Source organism: Saccharopolyspora oryzae, assembly GCF_027853915.1.
Classification (GTDB): domain Bacteria; phylum Actinomycetota; class Actinomycetes; order Mycobacteriales; family Pseudonocardiaceae; genus Saccharopolyspora; species Saccharopolyspora oryzae.
Genome location: NZ_JAQGLA010000120.1, coordinates 1 through 15,913 on the forward strand (window position 1 = coordinate 1; position 15,913 = coordinate 15,913).

At 68.6% G+C, this 15,913-nt stretch carries 17 protein-coding genes; 9 read left to right on the forward strand and 8 right to left on the reverse strand.

Features of this window, described 5'->3' with window-relative positions:
• The first annotated feature begins 49 nt into the window (after positions 1–49).
• Complete coding sequence (locus OU415_RS38275; RefSeq protein WP_333779283.1) at positions 50–292, forward strand: zinc finger protein; 243 nt, start codon at positions 50–52, stop codon at positions 290–292.
• A gap of 227 nt (positions 293–519) precedes the next feature.
• Positions 520–1,236, forward strand: coding sequence for a hypothetical protein (locus OU415_RS35550; RefSeq protein ID WP_270954043.1), 717 nt, complete (start codon positions 520–522; stop codon positions 1,234–1,236).
• Positions 1,237–1,295: 59 nt separating this feature from the next.
• Here the strand turns inward: OU415_RS35550 and OU415_RS35555 are convergent, their stop codons facing one another.
• The 5 genes from OU415_RS35555 to OU415_RS35575 form a co-directional block, all read right to left on the reverse strand.
• Entirely contained in the window at positions 1,296–2,477 is a 1,182-nt protein-coding gene (locus OU415_RS35555) for a hypothetical protein (RefSeq protein WP_270954046.1), read from the reverse strand.
• Between the two features lie 118 nt (positions 2,478–2,595).
• The gene (locus OU415_RS35560; protein ID WP_270954048.1) at positions 2,596–3,171 is read right to left on the reverse strand and encodes a DUF3558 domain-containing protein; all 576 of its coding nucleotides are present in this window, start codon (positions 3,169–3,171) and stop codon (positions 2,596–2,598) included.
• Between the two features lie 12 nt (positions 3,172–3,183).
• Positions 3,184–3,585, reverse strand: a complete 402-nt coding sequence (locus OU415_RS35565; RefSeq protein ID WP_270954049.1) for a hypothetical protein — start codon at positions 3,583–3,585, stop codon at positions 3,184–3,186.
• Between the two features lie 163 nt (positions 3,586–3,748).
• Positions 3,749–4,546, reverse strand: a complete 798-nt coding sequence (locus OU415_RS35570) for an ESX secretion-associated protein EspG (protein ID WP_270954050.1) — start codon at positions 4,544–4,546, stop codon at positions 3,749–3,751.
• Between the two features lie 100 nt (positions 4,547–4,646).
• Positions 4,647–4,934: a DUF2530 domain-containing protein gene (locus tag OU415_RS35575; protein ID WP_270954052.1), complete on the reverse strand. Its 288-nt coding sequence runs from the start codon at positions 4,932–4,934 to the stop codon at positions 4,647–4,649.
• Between the two features lie 59 nt (positions 4,935–4,993).
• Between OU415_RS35575 and OU415_RS35580 the strand changes: the two genes are divergently transcribed.
• The 3 genes from OU415_RS35580 (at position 4,994) to OU415_RS35590 (ending at position 8,398) form a co-directional block, all read left to right on the forward strand.
• Positions 4,994–6,460 carry an NCS2 family permease gene (locus OU415_RS35580; RefSeq protein ID WP_270954066.1) on the forward strand — a complete coding sequence of 489 codons (1,467 nt, stop codon included), beginning with the start codon at positions 4,994–4,996 and terminating at the stop codon, positions 6,458–6,460.
• Positions 6,461–6,621: 161 nt separating this feature from the next.
• Complete coding sequence (locus tag OU415_RS35585) at positions 6,622–7,056, forward strand: MarR family winged helix-turn-helix transcriptional regulator (RefSeq protein ID WP_270954053.1); 435 nt, start codon at positions 6,622–6,624, stop codon at positions 7,054–7,056.
• Positions 7,057–7,171: 115 nt separating this feature from the next.
• Positions 7,172–8,398, forward strand: a complete 1,227-nt coding sequence (locus OU415_RS35590; RefSeq protein ID WP_270954054.1) for an MFS transporter — start codon at positions 7,172–7,174, stop codon at positions 8,396–8,398.
• A gap of 320 nt (positions 8,399–8,718) precedes the next feature.
• Here OU415_RS35590 and OU415_RS35595 read toward each other — a convergent pair whose 3' ends face one another.
• Entirely contained in the window at positions 8,719–9,351 is a 633-nt protein-coding gene (locus OU415_RS35595; RefSeq protein WP_270949292.1) for a superoxide dismutase, read from the reverse strand.
• A gap of 382 nt (positions 9,352–9,733) precedes the next feature.
• On the opposite strand from OU415_RS35595, the gene OU415_RS35600 reads away from it, so the two are divergent.
• The 3 genes from OU415_RS35600 to OU415_RS35610 all read left to right on the forward strand — a co-directional run bounded on the left by OU415_RS35600 (position 9,734) and on the right by OU415_RS35610 (position 12,578).
• Positions 9,734–10,669: an ABC transporter substrate-binding protein gene (locus OU415_RS35600; protein ID WP_270954055.1), complete on the forward strand. Its 936-nt coding sequence runs from the start codon at positions 9,734–9,736 to the stop codon at positions 10,667–10,669.
• A 125-nt stretch (positions 10,670–10,794) separates the two neighbouring features.
• Complete coding sequence (locus OU415_RS35605; RefSeq protein ID WP_270954057.1) at positions 10,795–11,808, forward strand: FecCD family ABC transporter permease; 1,014 nt, start codon at positions 10,795–10,797, stop codon at positions 11,806–11,808.
• Positions 11,805–12,578 (forward strand): ABC transporter ATP-binding protein, encoded by a 774-nt coding sequence (locus OU415_RS35610; protein WP_270954059.1) that lies wholly within the window; start codon positions 11,805–11,807, stop codon positions 12,576–12,578. The genes OU415_RS35605 and OU415_RS35610 overlap by 4 nt, the downstream gene beginning before the upstream one ends.
• A gap of 2 nt (positions 12,579–12,580) precedes the next feature.
• On the opposite strand, the gene OU415_RS35615 is transcribed toward OU415_RS35610, so the two are convergent.
• Positions 12,581–14,080, reverse strand: coding sequence for a glutamate-cysteine ligase family protein (locus tag OU415_RS35615; RefSeq protein WP_270954061.1), 1,500 nt, complete (start codon positions 14,078–14,080; stop codon positions 12,581–12,583).
• Positions 14,081–14,197: 117 nt separating this feature from the next.
• The gene (locus OU415_RS35620; RefSeq protein WP_270954062.1) at positions 14,198–14,320 is read right to left on the reverse strand and encodes a hypothetical protein; all 123 of its coding nucleotides are present in this window, start codon (positions 14,318–14,320) and stop codon (positions 14,198–14,200) included.
• Between the two features lie 340 nt (positions 14,321–14,660).
• On the opposite strand from OU415_RS35620, the gene OU415_RS35625 reads away from it, so the two are divergent.
• A complete protein-coding gene (locus tag OU415_RS35625) occupies positions 14,661–15,473 on the forward strand; it encodes a TrmH family RNA methyltransferase (protein WP_408641978.1) in 813 nt (270 codons plus the stop codon).
• Positions 15,474–15,913: the final 440 nt, after the last annotated feature.

Here is a 15,913-nt window from a genome sequence, read left to right on the forward strand (position 1 = left end):
GTCCCCCCCCCCCCGCCCCCGCCCGCCGACCACCACCAGGAAGCCGCCAATGCCGAAACCGCCGGCCGACCCATCCAAGCCGCCCAAGACGGGCTACTGGACAGGCTTCGGCTACCAAAACCACGTAATCCCAACAGAAGACCCACGCCACCAAGGCCGAGATCTCGTCGCGCTCTGCGGAGTCATGACGACCCCAGAAGATCTCAACCCCAGAGACGACCGCCCGACCTGCTCGGTCTGCGCCACCGAGGTCCGAACCGGTCGAGTGGTCATCTCGGTGATGTTCGACTGAAAGCACACATTCCACCGTCGAGCTGTCGCAGAATCCGGTTGCCCACATGACAAGTCGTTGGGGAAGTGCTCTGGGGAGAGCACTGCTGAGCTGAGGGGGAAGTTCGAGTGACCCATCAAGGCTGGCCGGGAAACCAAGGCTGGCAAGGACAACCACCGCCGGGCTACCAGCCCGTCCCGCCGCAATACCCGGCCGGACCGCCGCAGTACCCATCCGGACCACCGCAGATGCCTAGGAAGAACCGGGAGTGGATCCCGTTCACCATCATCGGGGTCGTGGTGCTCCTGATCGGTGGCGCTGCGGGTCTGTGGTTGTTGTTGACTCCGATCGATTCGCCCAGGAAGCAGCAGGAACAGGCCGTCGTGCCGCCGCCTGTGCCTGCTGCAACTACGAACGTCTGCGCCTCGGTGGACCGAATGGGCGGCACCTGCACTGAGTGGGCGCGACCCGAACCGCGGCCGTTCAAGGATGTTCTGCAGCTGGACGCTCTGCCGCAGCAGCCAGCTACCGGGAACTGGGGAGCGCTCTACCTCTGTTCCTACCCGCCGGAAGACGTGATCGCCCGGTTCATGGGCCCGGACTTCCGGCGGGTGGTGCTCAACGGGTTCACCTGCTCGTACGAGTCCCCTGACCAGGACATGCAGATCCTGTTCGACGTTTACATCGGCACGGGCAGCTTCGAGAGCTGGACGGACATCAGCCCGGAAGCCGAGGTCGTCGACTTCCACGGTCGACGGGTGATCGTCGACCACGGCGTCGATGAACCGATGTCCGCTTTCCGCAGCTGGATCATGGAGATCCCAGGAGCGCCGAACAACGTGCTCGTGATGGATTACAAGGGAATGGCGGGAATCGGCGACATAGGTTCCATCCCAGCGGACAAGGCCAAGGCTGACCAAGCGATGGCGGAGCTGGGCGAGATCTACCGGAAAGCCACCGAGTAAAGCACTGGCCGCGCATCGGATTCGGTGCGCGGCCAGTTCGTCTTTCCAGACCGATCAGGTCACTCGCCGAAGACCGGCGGGGCGACCTTGGGCAGGCCCAGGTCGTCCCAGGCCTCGTCCGTGTCGATCATGTACTTGTTCTCGTGCTCCTGGTCTTCCTCGCCTTCCTTGCCCTGGCCGCGACCAGCAGCACCACCCATGCCGCCAGCGCCACCACGACCAGCCGCGCCAGAAGCGCTACCGGACCCGGCCGCACCGCCGGCGCCACCCAGGCCGCCGACACCAGCGCGCCCACCGGCACCCGGGCCGCCAGCGCCGCTACCGAGGCCACGGCCCCCGGCGCCGCCAGCACCCATGCCGCGACCGGCACCGCCAGCACCGCCCGCGCCGCCGGCACCCGCGCCGCCCGGCATCATGCCCATGCCGAACCCACCGCCAGGACCGCCGCCGCCAGGGCCGGTCGTACTGGGCATGTTCGCCGGTCCACCGGTGCCCGCCGGAGGCATCGAAGCCCACTGCGAAGAGCTCTGCTGCGGAGCCGTGACGTAACCACCGCCGGGCAGCCCGCCACCGTGACCAGGACCAACACCGCCGCCGGGGCTGACCCCGCCACTGCCGGTGTAGCCGCTACCGGAGCCGCTGCCACCAGGAATGCCCGATCCGGTCGGCACGCTGCCAACGGTCGGGTTGTTCCCGTAGCCAGAGCCACCACCCTGGTCGTACGCCATCTCCGGCGCCTTCGGGTAGAACGCCAGGTTCTGCGAGACGTTGCTGGTGCTCTCGTTGTACGAGTTGTAGTGCGCCTTGGCTTCCTCAGCCTTCGCAGTGGCCTCGCGCTCCTGCTTCTGCAGGTCGGTCTCACCGCCGACGAGCCAAGCTCCACCCTTTTCGAGCAGGTTGTCGGTCGCATCGACCTTCACCGGCTCCGGCATGCCGTGCTTGATCCTGCCGAAGTGATCGACCTGCTGTCCGGCAGAGTCGCCGACCGACGTCGAGACATCCTTCGCATCCAGGATGAACTGCGACATCGGCTTCAAAGTGTTGCCGTGTTCTTCGGCAGCCTGACCGGTCCAGGCGACTCCGGCCTTGGCGTTGGCTTCGTCGAGAATCCCCGCGACCTCGTCGAACTGGGCCGCGATGTCGGCCCTCCACCTGTCCACGGACGAAGCAAGCGGCTGGGAGCCGATGCCCTGCGTGATCTGCTGGTATTTCTCCGGGTGGTTGAAGCCCACCTTGCTCATGATCTCGTCCGTGTTACCACGGTCCGACTCACGTGTGAGCAGGTAGCCGCCAACCATAAGTCCGAACACCGTGATCACACCCCCTTTTCGTGTTTGGTCGTGGTATGCGCGGACGCGATCAGGCGTCCGGAACGTTCTTCAACGCTTCGCTGGTGATCTTCTCGGCGAAGCCGCACGAGTCGTCCATCTCTGGCGTGCCGCCAGCGTTCTTGGCGTAGTTGATCTCGAGGGACTGGTCGTCGGCGATGCCAAGTTCGATGCGGCACAGATTGCTCTGCTCGCCGACGCGTCCACCCTCGTAGCCCTCGAGCTGAGTGGGCTTGTAGTCCTGCCGGCTCTTCCGGTTCTGCATGACCCGCTTCAAGCCACCGAACTTGGTGTTGATCGAAACGGTTGCAGTGAAGGCATCGTTCGCCCACTGGCACGAAGGCTCGCCATACGTGTTGGTGGACTGCTGGGGAGGTCGTCGCTCGTTGGTACCACCGAGGTCGCTGACCTGTTGCTTCGTCAGCAACTGGCAAGCGTCGGTGACTGCCTTGAGGTTCTTCGGCTTCTCAACCTTCGGGGCGTCAGACGCAGTGCTGGATTCCGGTGCGTTCGAGCCGGGGGTCTCAGTCGACCCGCCGGGAGAGCAGGCGGAGGCCCCCAGCACTGCAAGAAGGGAGACTGCGGCGAGCGATGCGCGGCGTTGCACGTGAGATCTTCCTTAAACCTGGCGGATCGAAGCGTCGTCGTCGGTGTTCTTGTACGTGCCCAGGGCTGCCTTCAGCTGATCGATCTGGGACTGGATCCGGCTGCGGGCATCGTTCACGGCCCAAGTCAAGCAACCCTCGCCATCGCCTGCCATCTCGCCGAGTGCGGAAGCGAGCTTCTGGCTGACCTCGTCGTCTCCAGGCGGCGCAATGTTCTGGAGTTCTTGCGCCTTCTGCACGATGTCAAGCAGCTTGTCCTGGGCTTCCTCGTACTTGGCGATCAGGCCCGGGATCTGCTCGATGTCGACCGAGAACGATGCCGCCTGCGCGCTCCCCCCAGAGTTGATCGCGGTGTGGATCGTCGCGGTGCGCACCATCTTCTGCTGCGCGTCGATGATCCCGTCGAAGAACGACACCTCGTCCTACCCCCTTGTCCCCTAGAACAGGTACACGTCGCGCACAGCTTGCCAGGTCTTTGATCGCTCGCGCACGAATGTGACGTTACTCAGGCCGGATCCGTTCCCCGGCCGTTGTCAGATTGGTCCGTTTGGCCCAGTGATGTTGACCACTCGGTGCAGGTCACCACTGGGCTTCCCGCATCGCGTCGCGGCGGGTCTTGGTGGCCAGTTCGCCGAGGACGCGGGTGAAGGTGCTCAGGTCCGCTCCGGCGAACATCCGCTGGCCGCCGCTGTTGTAGACCGCCGTGCGGCCGAGCTGGAGGTCGATGATGCGGATCGTCTGGTCGCCCCGGTGCTCCTTGCCGCGGTCGTCCCAGATCGTCACGCCGGCTTCGCCGAGGCCCAGGCGGGGGCCTTCGAGGAGCTGGGTCATCTTGCGGAAGTTCGCCGGGCTCACACCGCGGTTGCGCAGGCCCTGCTCGATCGCCCGCGGGTCCTCGCCCTGGCGGCTGGCCTCGGCCATGGCCGCGCGGACGTCCGCCAGGTCGATCGACAGCGGCGGGCGGATGCGGGCCGGCTGGTGCTCCGGCAGCGTCGAGATCAGGGCCGGGATCAGGTCGTTCGGGTGGACCGGTTCCAGGATGATCCGGTCGCCGTCGACGACGGTGCGCACCGCCGTCTTGTTCGCCTTCGTCACCGCGACGCGGAGCTCGGCGCCCTTCTTCGAGGAGAAGCGCAGGTCGTACTCGACGGTCGCGTGCGAGTAGATGCCCAGCAGCTCCATGACCCGGTCGTTCACACCGCCCGGGTTGACCAGGCCGCGGTCGCGGCAGCGCTGCTCGGCCGCGTCGAACTCGCGCGGTATGTCCTGCACCTTGGTTCCGTAGTTGCTGTAAGCAGCGACCATCGGGATCCGCGTGAGATTCGCGCGTTCGGCCAGGATGGCGTATTCGAGTCGGTCGACGTCGAGCTTCGGCACTGCTGCTGCGCTCCCCGCATTCAGGTTCAGCTGTCTGAACTGGTGACGGCTTCGCAGGCTAACGGGTCCGACGGGTCAGTGGGGGAGGAATCCTGCTCGCTCAACCGTCCAGACCGGACAGCCCCTGCCACGCGCCCCGGGAACCCCGGCGGGCCGCCGAGCGCTGCCAGCGGAAGACGCCGTAGCCGATGACGCCGAGGACCACTCCGGCCAGGCAGGTCCAGAACTCGATGCGCAGGTCGCTGCGCACCGCGAACAGCAGCACCCCGAGGAGCCACAGCGCGGTTCCGGTGAGCACCACCGGCGTCGGGTCGGCCAGCCTGCGGGGCAGGTGGGGGACCGGGCGGTGACCTGCCGCGGTGGGGGTGGGTTCGCTGTCCTTTGCCACGTCAGGCAGGCTACTCCGGGTAGGTGGACGCGCGCCTCGGCGCGGTGATGGGAAGCACGATGGTGGACGAGACCGAGAGCAAGAAATCACTGCTGGACCAGTACTTCAAGATCACCGAGCGCGGGTCCAGCATCTCCCGCGAGGTGCGCGGCGGTGTCGTCACGTTCGTGACCGTGGCCTACATCATCGTGCTGAACCCGCTGATCCTCGGCAGCTACTCGGCCGACGACGCCGGGGCGAAGCGCGACGTGCTCGGCAACATCCTGCCGGTGCCGCAGGTCGCAGCGATGACCGCGCTCGTCGCGGGTGTGATGACCATCCTGTTCGGGCTGATCGCCAACTACCCGTTCGCGATCGCCGCCGGGCTGGGGATCAACACGCTGCTGGCCGTGACGATCGCGCCGCAGGTGACCTGGCCGGAAACCATGGGCCTGGTGGTCGTCGACGGCATCATCATCCTGATCCTGGTCGCCACCGGATTCCGCACGGCCGTGTTCAACGCGGTACCGCCCGAGCTCAAGGCCGCGATCGCGGTCGGCGTGGGCGTGTTCATCTCCTTCATCGGCCTGGTCGACGCCGGGTTCGTGCGGCGGCTCCCGGACGCGGCCCACACCACCGTGCCGGTGGGCCTGGGCATCGACGGCTCGATCGCCTCGTGGCCGACCGCGGTGTTCGTCTTCGGCCTGGTGCTGACCTCGGTGCTGGTGGCGCGCAACGTGCGCGGCGCGATCCTGATCAGCGTGCTGGTCACCACGGTGCTGGCGATCATCGTCGAATCCGTCTTCCACGCGGGACCGTCCAAGGGCACCAACCCCTACGGCTGGAACCTCGGCTACCCGGCGGTGCCGGACCAGATCGCCGGGCTGCCGGACCTCTCGCTGCTCGGCGACGTCTCCTTCGGCGCCTGGACCCGGCTGCCCGCGCTGGCCGCCGCGCTGCTGGTGTTCACGCTGGTGCTGGCGAACTTCTTCGACGCCATGGGCACCATGACCGGTCTCGGCAAGGAGGCCGGTCTGGCCGACAAGGACGGCAACCTCCCGGGCATCGGCAAGGCGCTGGCCGTCGAAGGCGTCGGCGCGGTCGCCGGTGGCCTGGGTTCCGCCAGCTCCAACACGGTGTTCGTGGACTCGGCGTCGGGCATCGCGGAAGGCGCGCGGACCGGTCTGGCGAACGTGGTCACCGGTGCGCTGTTCCTGGCGGCGCTGTTCTTCACCCCGCTCTACGAGGTCATCCCGGTGGAGGCGGCGGCTCCGGCGCTGATCGTGGTCGGCGCGATGATGATCGGCCAGATCAAGCAGATCGACCTGTCGGACTTCAGCGTCGCGCTGCCGGCGTTCCTGACGATCGTGGTCATGCCGTTCACCTACTCGATCGCCAACGGCATCGGCGCGGGCTTCGTCAGCTACGTGCTGCTGCGGGTGTTCACCGGCAAGGTCCGCACCGTGCACCCGCTGATGTGGATCGTCGCGGCGGCCTTCGTGCTGTACTTCGCGGCCGCACCGATCAGCGCTGTCTTCGGCATCTGATCGTTTCCGCAGGTCAAGTGCCGTGAGCACTTTGGGTTGCCAGAGCAGCCCAAAGTGCTCACGAGCTTTTGGTGACCCCGCGCGGTCGGATCATTAGGGTGGACGGCCACTGAGCTGATCAGTTTGTCCGTTTCCCCGATATAGTTTGGTAGACTAACGACGTGTCCGACATTGCGGAACGCGAGCGCACCCTGGCGAGTCGGCTGCGACTCGCGGTGGTCCGGCTCAACCGGCGGCTGCGCGCGCAGAGCAGCGGCTCGAACATCACGCTCTCCCAGCTGTCCGCGCTGTCCTGCCTGCACAAGGCCGGAGCGCTGACGCCGGGCGAGCTGGCGGCGCGAGAAGGCGTCCAGCCACCGTCGATGACCAGGGTGATCGCCGCCCTGGAGGACGCCGGGCTGGTCGCGCGCCGCGCGCACCCGACGGATGGTCGGCAGGCCATCGTCGAGGTGACCGACGCGGGACGCACCCGCATCGAAGAAGAGGTCTCCGCCCGCGAGCGCTGGCTCGACCAGCAACTGGTGGACCTCACCGAAGAGGAGCGCGCGGTGCTGTTCCAGGCCGCGGAGATCATCGACCGGCTGGCGAGCCGATGATCGAACCCACTGAGAGGCGGTAAGCACCGGAGTGGTTGACCAGCATCGATCACGCGTCGGCGAAGATCCCGGCAGAGGTCAGGTCAACCGCACCCAGAAATCCGCCTCCGGTGGCATGTTCCGCTCGCTGCACGAGCGCAACTACCGCTACTACGCCTCCGGTCAGGTCGTCTCGCTGACCGGGACCTGGATGCAGCGCGCCGCGCAGGACTGGCTGGTCCTGGAGCTCTCCGGGGGCAGCCCGGCAGCCCTCGGCGTGGCGGTCGCGCTCCAGTTCCTCCCGACCCTGCTGCTGACGCTGTGGGCGGGTGTCGTCGCCGACCGCTTCGACAAGCGGCGCGTGCTGATCGCCACCCAGACCGCCCTCGGGGTGTGCGGACTGGTCCTCGGGCTGCTCAACGTCTCCGGCATCGTGCTGCTCTGGCACGTCTACGTGCTGTGCTTCGTGCTCGGCTGCTTCGCGGCCGTCGACGCACCGGTGCGGCAGTCGTTCGTCGTCGAGATGGTCGGTCCCGCGCAGCTCACCAACGCCGTCGCGCTCAACTCGATGACCTTCAACCTGGCCCGGATCGTCGGTCCGGCCATCGCGGGACTGCTGATCACCGCGATCGGCACCGGCTGGGTCTTCCTGATCAACGGCGTCAGCTCGGCCGCCGTCGTCGCCGGGCTGGTGCTGATGGACACCGCGGCGCTGCACCGCGCCAGACCTGCGCCGAAGGAGCGCGGGCAGCTGCGCGCCGGTCTGCGCTACGTGCTCGGCCGACCGGACCTGATGATCGTGATGGGGCTGGTGTTCTTCATCGGCACCTTCGGCATGAACTTCGAGAACTCCTTCGCGGTGATGGCGCGCAACGTCTTCGGCCGCGACGCCGACGGATACGGGCTGCTGATCACGATGCTGGCCGTGGGAACGCTGAGCGGAGCGGCGCTGGCGGCGCGGCGGAGCAGCCGCGGTGGGCCGCGGATGCGGCTGCTGCTGATCGGTGCTGCGGTGTTCGGCGCGCTGGAGGCCGGGTCTGCGCTGATGCCGAGCTACCAGCTGTTCGCGGTGGCGCTGATCCCGGTCGGGGTCGCGGTGATGACCTTCACGACCACCGCGAACGCGACCGTCCAGCTGGCCGTGGAGCCGACCATGCGCGGCCGCGTGATGGGTCTGTACATGCTGCTGTTCATGGGCGGCAAACCCCTGGGCGGCCTGGCTTCGGGATGGTTGGCCGAACTGCTGGGGCCGCGGTGGCCGATCCTGCTCGGCGGGCTGGTTTCGCTGGTCGCGGCGCTGGTCGGAGCCGGGGTGCTGGTTTTCCAGCGCCGAGGGTTGCGTGCCCATGGCAGGTTAGGCTAACCTAAAACCAGTCCGCTTCGTGGTGGGAGCGGCAGTCAGTTCGGGAACAGATCGAGCCCCGGCCTCCTTCGGGAGACCGGGGCTCGATCGTTTTCGGCAGCTCGGCTTGTCGGAGCACTCACCGCCGAGTCCTGGGAGGACGCCCCCGCCGGGGATCCGCGCGTAGATCCCCGGCGAAGTCTCGGGGGTCCGCAGTTTCAATTGAAACTGCGGTCCGCCGTTTGCAGTTTCAATTGAAACTGTGGTTCCCCGGGGCGTCGGAGCGATGAGTTCCGGGTGGAGCCGGCGCTCCGACGCGCCCGGGCATGTCCGGTGGGACGTCAGGCGGTGGGGAGGCGGAGGCCGTTGTAGCCGGCGCGGGCGTCGGCGAAGCGCTTGGACACCTCGTCCCAGTTCACCACGTTCCACAGGTGCTTGACGTAGTCCGCCTTCACGTTGCGGTACTGCAGGTAGTAGGCGTGCTCCCAGATGTCGAACACCAGCAGCGGCGTGGTCGCGATCGACAGGTTCGAGTGGTGATCCCGCAACTGCTGGGTGATCAACCGCTGACCCACCGGGTCCCACGCCAGCACACCCCAGCCGTTGCCCTGGATCGTGGTCGACACCGCCTCCATCTGCGCCCGGAACGCATCGAAGGAACCGAAGTCCTCATCGATGGCCGCGGCCAGCTCACCGGTGGGCTTGTCCCCACCGTTCGGCGACAGGATCTTCCACCACACCAGGTGCAGCGAATGCCCGGCCAGGTTGAACGCCAGGGTCGTCTCCAACCCCACGATCGACGAGAAATCGCCCTTGTCCCGCGCCTCCGCGATCTTCTCGACCGTGTCGTTGGCGCCCTTGACGTAGGCCGCGTGGTGCTTGCTGTGGTGCAACTCGTTGATCTCGCCGGCGATCGCCGGCTCCAACGCCGCGTAGTCGTAATCCAACTCCGGCAGGACGTACTGCTGCGCCATCGAGCCTTCTCCCTTCGCTGTCGACAGACTCTAGCTACTGCCACATTATTGCAACTAGGCGGCATGGAGGCGTTGATCTCATCTACCGGGCGAGTTGCGCAAATGGCCTCGTTGAGCTGCGAAAACCCCGTGGCGAGGGGAAATTTGCCCGGTTGACCCGGCTCGGCGGCGTGGTGCAGCATCCTCAGCGACCCCGCGAGCGGGAGAAGTCCGGTCGAAGTCCGGCGCTGACCCGCAACGGTAGGCCGCGCACGTCGCGGCGAGCCCGATCACCTGCTGGCGAGGGATGACTCCAACGACTGTCGCGGCCTGCGGTCGGGGTCTGGGACGCCTGCGTGCGCTCCTGGTCTCGCGCAACCGCGCACGACCCTGGAAGGCACGGATGCGCCGCACATTCGCCCTGATCCTGGCCGCGCTGTTCCTGGCGGGCTGTTCCAGCGCCGAGCCGCAGGCGAACGGTCCGCGGGTCGAGAACTGCGGCCGCGTCGAGACCTTCGCCGACCCGCCGAAGCGCGTGGTCAGCCTCAACCAGCACGCGACCGAGATCCTGCTGGCGCTCGGCCTGGGCGACCGGCTCGTCGGCACCGCCTTCCCCGACGACCACGTGCCGCCGCCGGAAGTCGCCGCCGGTTACGCCGAGGTGCCGCTGCTGGCCGATCGGTACCCGTCCTACGAGCGGATCCTCGAAGCCGAACCGGACCTGGTCGTCGGCGGCTACGCCAGCGCCTTCGACGAAGCCGAGGGCCGCGGCCGCGAGGCGTTCGAGCGGAACGGCATCAACACCCTGCTGCTGTCGGAGTCCTGCGCGTCCGCGCCGAGCGGGATGGGCACGCTGCTCGACGACATCACGATGTTCGGCGAGGCGCTCGGACTGCAGGCCAACGCACGCGAGCTCAACGACGGCATCGAGGCGCGCGTGCAGGCGGTCGAGCAGCGCCTGGCGGGCGTGCAGCCGGTCGACGTCTTCGTCTACGACTCCGGCGAGCAGACCGCGTTCACCTTGGGCGGCAACGGTGTTGGCAACGACGCGCTCCGCCGGGCCGGTGGGCGCAACGTCTTCGACGACGTGCCGAAGGTGTTCGAGGACGTCAGCTGGGAGCAGGTCGCCGCGCGGACCCCGCAGGCCGTCGTACTCGTCGACTACCTCGGCGCCCCGGTGCAGAACAAGCAGTCCTACCTGGAAGGACACCCCCTGGCCTCGGGCACGCCCGCAGTGCGCGACCGCCGCTTCAGCACGATCCCCCTCGTCGAGCTCACCGAGGGAATCCGCTTCCCCGGCGCCGTCGAGCGCTTGGCCCGAGACCTGCACGGCGCATGAGCAGGCGAGCTCTGCCCAACCGCACCTCAGGGGACCGTGACGTAAGCCAGCCACAAGAAACCGCAAAACGCGAGACCACTCCGGGACGCAACCACCACTGTGAATCGCGGAGAGGCGGGACTGGCATGAGTCGGCGTCTCGTGTTGGTGTACGCCGCGTTACTGATCGCGCTGGTGGTGGTTGGCGGCTTGGCGGTGTCGCTGGGTTCGGTGCGGCTGCCGCTGGGGCAGGTGTGGCGGATCGTGCTGGAGCCGGTGGTGCCGTGGATCGAGCAGGACTGGACCTCTGCGCGCGCGGCGATCGTCTTCGACTCGCGGATACCGCGGGTGGTCGGCGGCATGCTGGTCGGCGCCGCGCTCGCGCTGTCCGGCGCAGTCGCGCAGCTGGTCACGGGCAACCCGCTGGCCGATCCGTACCTGCTCGGCGTGTCCGGAGGGGCTGGGTTCGCGGTGTCGCTGACGATCGTCCTGGGCATCGGCGCGGGAACTGTGGGGCTGCCGATCGTCGCGTTCCTCGGTGGTTTGGCGGCGTTGCTGGTCGTGCTGGCGGTGTCCGGGCGTTCCGGGTCGGTGACGACGCTGGTGCTCGGCGGTCTGGCCGTCGGGCAGGTGGCGTTCGCGATGACCTCGTTCGTCCTGCACGCCTTCGGCACCGGTGATCAGGCCAAGCAGGTGCTGTTCTGGATCAGCGGTGGGCTCGGGGGAGTGCGCTGGGATTCGTTGCCGGTTCCCGCCGCAGTGCTGGTGATCGGGTTGATCATCGCCGTCGCGGCGGGGCGTTGGATGAACGTCCTGCACAGCGGGGACGACGCCGCGGCGGCGCTCGGGATCAATGCGCGGGTGTTCCGGACGTTCTGCCTGATCGCGATCTCCTTGCTGGCAGGGACCGCGGTCTCGGTGGCCGGCGGGATCGTGTTCGTCGGACTGCTGGTGCCGCACGCGGCCACGTTCCTGGTGGGGTCCGAGGCGCGGCGGCTGCTGTCGGTGTCGGCGCTGCTCGGCGCGGTGTTCCTGGTGGCGGCGGACCTGGTGGCGCGGCTGGTCGTCGCGCCGTCGGAACTGCCGGTGGGCGTGCTCACCGCGCTGGTGGGCGGGCCGGTGTTCCTGGTGATGTTGCGGCGTCGACGGAGGATCGCGTGAGCCTGCGGGTCTGCGGCGTCCAGGTGTCCCTGGGCGGCCGACCAGTTCTGTCCGATGTGGACGTCGAGGTCCGGCCCGGTGAGGTGTTCGGGCTCGTCGGTCCGAACGGCAGCGGCAAGACGACGCTGCTGCGCACGCTCTACCGGGCTGTCCGGCCGGTGGCCGGGACGGTCGAGGTCGCTGGTCTGGCGGCTGGTGGACGGCGTGAGCTGGCGCGCATCTTGGCCGCGACCACGCAGGAAACGGAGGCGCGCGCGGCGCTGACCGTGCGAGAAGTGGTGTCGCAGGGGCGAGTTCCGCACCTCGGGCTGTTGGACCGGATGAGCGCGGCCGATCACGAGATCGTCGACTCGGCACTGCGTTCCACGAGCCTGCTCGACGCGGCGGAGCGCGATGTCCGCGCGCTGTCGGGCGGTGAGCGGCAGCGCGTCTCGATCGCGCGGGCGCTGGCGCAGCAGCCGAAGGTCCTCGTCCTCGACGAACCGACGAATCACCTCGACCTGCGCCACCAGTACGGAGTCCTCGCGCTCCTGCGCTCGCTCGCCCGCGACGGCCTGACGGTCCTGCTGACGCTGCACGACCTGCGCCTCGCCGTGGAGTTCTGCGACCGCTTGGCGGTCCTCGACGAGGGGCGGATCGCGGCGACCGGCACGCCATCGGACGTCCTCGAACCGGATCTGCTGGCCGAGGTCTTCGGTGTCGATGCCCGCCTGACCTCGAACAACGGTCGCCCCTCGCTCGACATCACCGGTGCGATCGGTCAGTTCTAGGTTCAGCCCACGGGCCAGGTGTGCACCGGGGTGCCTTCGTCGGAGAGGGTGATGTAGTGCTCGAGCATGGTGGCCAGGGCTTTCGGGCGGTCCATGCCCCGTTCTTCCATGCGTGCCACGGTTTCCCGTTGCCAGGTCGCGCCGTTGCGGCGGGCCAGGCAGCGCTGCTCGATCACGCCCAGGTAGCGCTCGCGGGCCTCGTCGGAGACCCCGCACGCTTGCAGTCCGTCGTGCGCCATCGGCAGCAGGCGGCGCATCACCAGCTCGTCGGGAGCCACCCAGCCGGTGCCCGGCCAGTACAGGTGGGAGTCGAAACCGCTGCGGGCACCGGAGAACAGGTTCTCCTCCGCCGCGGCGAACGACATTTGAGTCCACAGAGGACGATCCTGTTCGGTGAGCGCCCGCTGGGCCCCGTAGAAGAACGCCGCGTTGGCGACGATGTCCACCACCGAAGGGCCGGACGGCAGCACCCGGTTCTCGATGCGCAGGTGCGGAACCCCGTTCACCAGGTCGTACACCGGGCGGTTCCAGCGCCAGATCGTGCCGTTGTGCAGCCGCAGCTCGTTCAGCGTCGGAGCCCGGCCGGCCTCCAGCGCCGCCACCGGATCCTCCTCCTCGGGATCGGGCAGCAGCGCCGGGAAGTACCGGACGTTCTCCTCGAACAGGTCGAAGATCGACGTGATCCACCGCTCGCCGAACCACACCCGCGGCCGCACGCCCTGGTTCTTCAGCTCCTCGGGCCGGGTGTCGGTGGCCTGCTGGAACAGCGGGATCCGGGTCTCGTGCCAGAGCGCTTTGCCCAGCAGGAACGGCGAATTCGCGCCGATCGCCACCTGCACCCCGGCCAGGCACTGCGCGGCGTTCCAGTGCGCGGCGAAGTCCTCCGGGGCGACCTGCAGGTGCAGCTGGACCGAGGTGCACGCCGACTCCGGCAGGATCGAGTTGGCGTAGGAGCGCAGCCGCTCGGTGTGGTAGGCCTCGCCGAGCGGCTCGCCCTCCATGTCGAGCAGCATTTCCTCGCCCCGCGCCAGGAAGATCTGCTCGTTGAGCAGCGAGTAGCGGGGGTTGCGGGACAGCCAGCTCGGGTCGAAGTGCGAGCTGCGCAGCGTCGGGAGCGTGCCGATCATGACGATCTTCGCGCCGACGTCGTGCGCGCCACCATCGGCTCGCCGGAGCGCGCCGCGCATGCGTTCCTCGAGCCTCAGCGCGCTGTCCCCCGCCAGCACCCGCGGTTCCACGTTCAGCTCGATGTTCTGCTGGCCGAGCTCGGTGGTGAACGCCGGTTCGTCGATCTTCTCCAGCACCTCGGCGTTGGACATCGACGGCTCCATGCCCTGATCCACCAGGCACAACTCCATCTCCAGCCCCATCTGCTGGTGCGGGAAGGAGAAGTTGCCCTCGGCGAGCATCCGGGCCAGGGCGTCGAGGCCGCGCTGCATCTTGTTGCGATACCGCTGCCGGTCCACCGGCTTGAACGCTCGATCGTCCACGTGCCGTCCCATGCTGTCTCCGCTCGATCGGCAGCACGTCAGCGCGCAGCGCTGGGGAAACCACCGTGACACATCCGTACCCGCCGAACCAGCGGCCAAAACGGTGTCGCCGAGCGGGGCGCGAGGCGATCACGCAGAGGCGTCGTCGAGGCGCCGGACCTGCTCCGCGGTGGGCTCCGGATCGGTCGCGCGCAGCAGGTCGGCGAGCCGATCGGTGGTGCGGGCGGGGTGGTGACGGTGCGTTGCGCGCACAGCCGGAGCAGCGAGATCGACGCGATGCGGGCATTACGCAGCGTTGCGATCTCGTCCAGTGCGGTGAGGACTGTGAGGACGCGCTCATCCAGGTGGGCGCGGGCGCCTCCAGCGTGTGAGTGGATCGGCCAGAAGTCGTTGCGCTCCACCAAGTTGTACTTCGCCTGCAGCGTGGTCAACTCCGCCGAACCCTCGCGGCGCGAGGCCTCCAGTGCTCGGCGGGCCGCAGTGCCGTCATCGGCGCGGGTGCAGCAGTGAATCTTCAGCAGTCGCCGCGATGTTCGCCGGAATCCGGTGCGGGTGGACCGACCGGGGCGGTGGTGCCGGGGTGGGTGCGAGAATGCGGTGCGTGGCGCACATTGTCGAGATCAGCGAGGCCGACGATCCGCGGGTCGACGACTTCCGCGATCTGTCGCGCGCGGACCGCCGACCGGACCGGCCGGGCGGGCGCGGGCTGGTGATCGCCGAAGGCGTCGTGGTGGTCGAACGGCTGCTCGCCTCGCCCTACCCGGTGCGCGCGCTGTTCGGGGTGCGCCGCCGGGTCGACGACCTGGCCGAGGCCACCGCCGCCCTCGACGTGCCCGCCTACGTCACGAGCGCTGACGTGATGGCGCAGGTCGTCGGGTTCCACCTCAACCGCGGTGTGCTGGCCGTGGCCGACCGCGCCCCGGTGGTCCCGCCGGCGGAGCTGATCAGCCGGTCCCGCCGCCTGGCGGTGCTGGAGGGCATCGGCGACCACGAGAACCTCGGCGCGCTGTTCCGCAACGCCGCCGCGCTGGGCGTCGACGGCGTGCTGCTGGGCGCGGGCTGCTCGGATCCGCTGTACCGGCGCAGCGTCCGGGTGTCGATGGGGCACGTGCTGCGGGTGCCGTTCGCGCACCTGGAGTCCTGGCCGGAAGATCTCAAGCTGTTGCGCGACAACGACTTCCGGATCGCCGCGCTGACCCCCCGAGCGGACTCGAAATCCCTTCGCGATGCCGGCCTGGACCAGGGGCGGGTCGCGGTCCTGCTCGGATCGGAAGGCCCCGGGCTCACCGACGAGGCCATCGACTCGGCCGACCTGGCAGTGCGGATCCCGATGGCCGGCGGCGTGGACTCGCTCAACGTCGCGACGGCCGGGGCGATAGCTTTCCACGCGATGAGCGGGGCGTGATGCGCGAGTCCGGCTGGGACCTGCACGCGCGCTCCGGGCGCGCGGTGCTGGTGCGCGACACTGACCACGAGGTGGACCCGGGCCGCTTGCGGCTGCCGGACTCGCTGGTCGACGCCCTCCACGAGTGGGCGCACGTCGCCGACGCGGCGAACTCGCCGGAAACCGCGGACGCCGACCGCGAACTGATCTCGAAGCGCGGACGCCAGCTGGCGGTGCGCCTCGCTGCGGAAACCGGCGGCCAGATCGGCTACCTCGACCCGCTCAGCGGTCGCCTCGACCAGATCGGCCGCCCCCGCCCGGCCCGCCCGCCGGGGCGGGGGGGGGGGGGGGGGGCGGGGGGGGGGCCCCGGGGGGCCCCCGCTGGCCCGGGCAGGGAAACAGCAGGCAGGCGGCCCCGCAGGGGCCGCCCTTGATGAAGAAAAGAAACTCTGAACACCGGA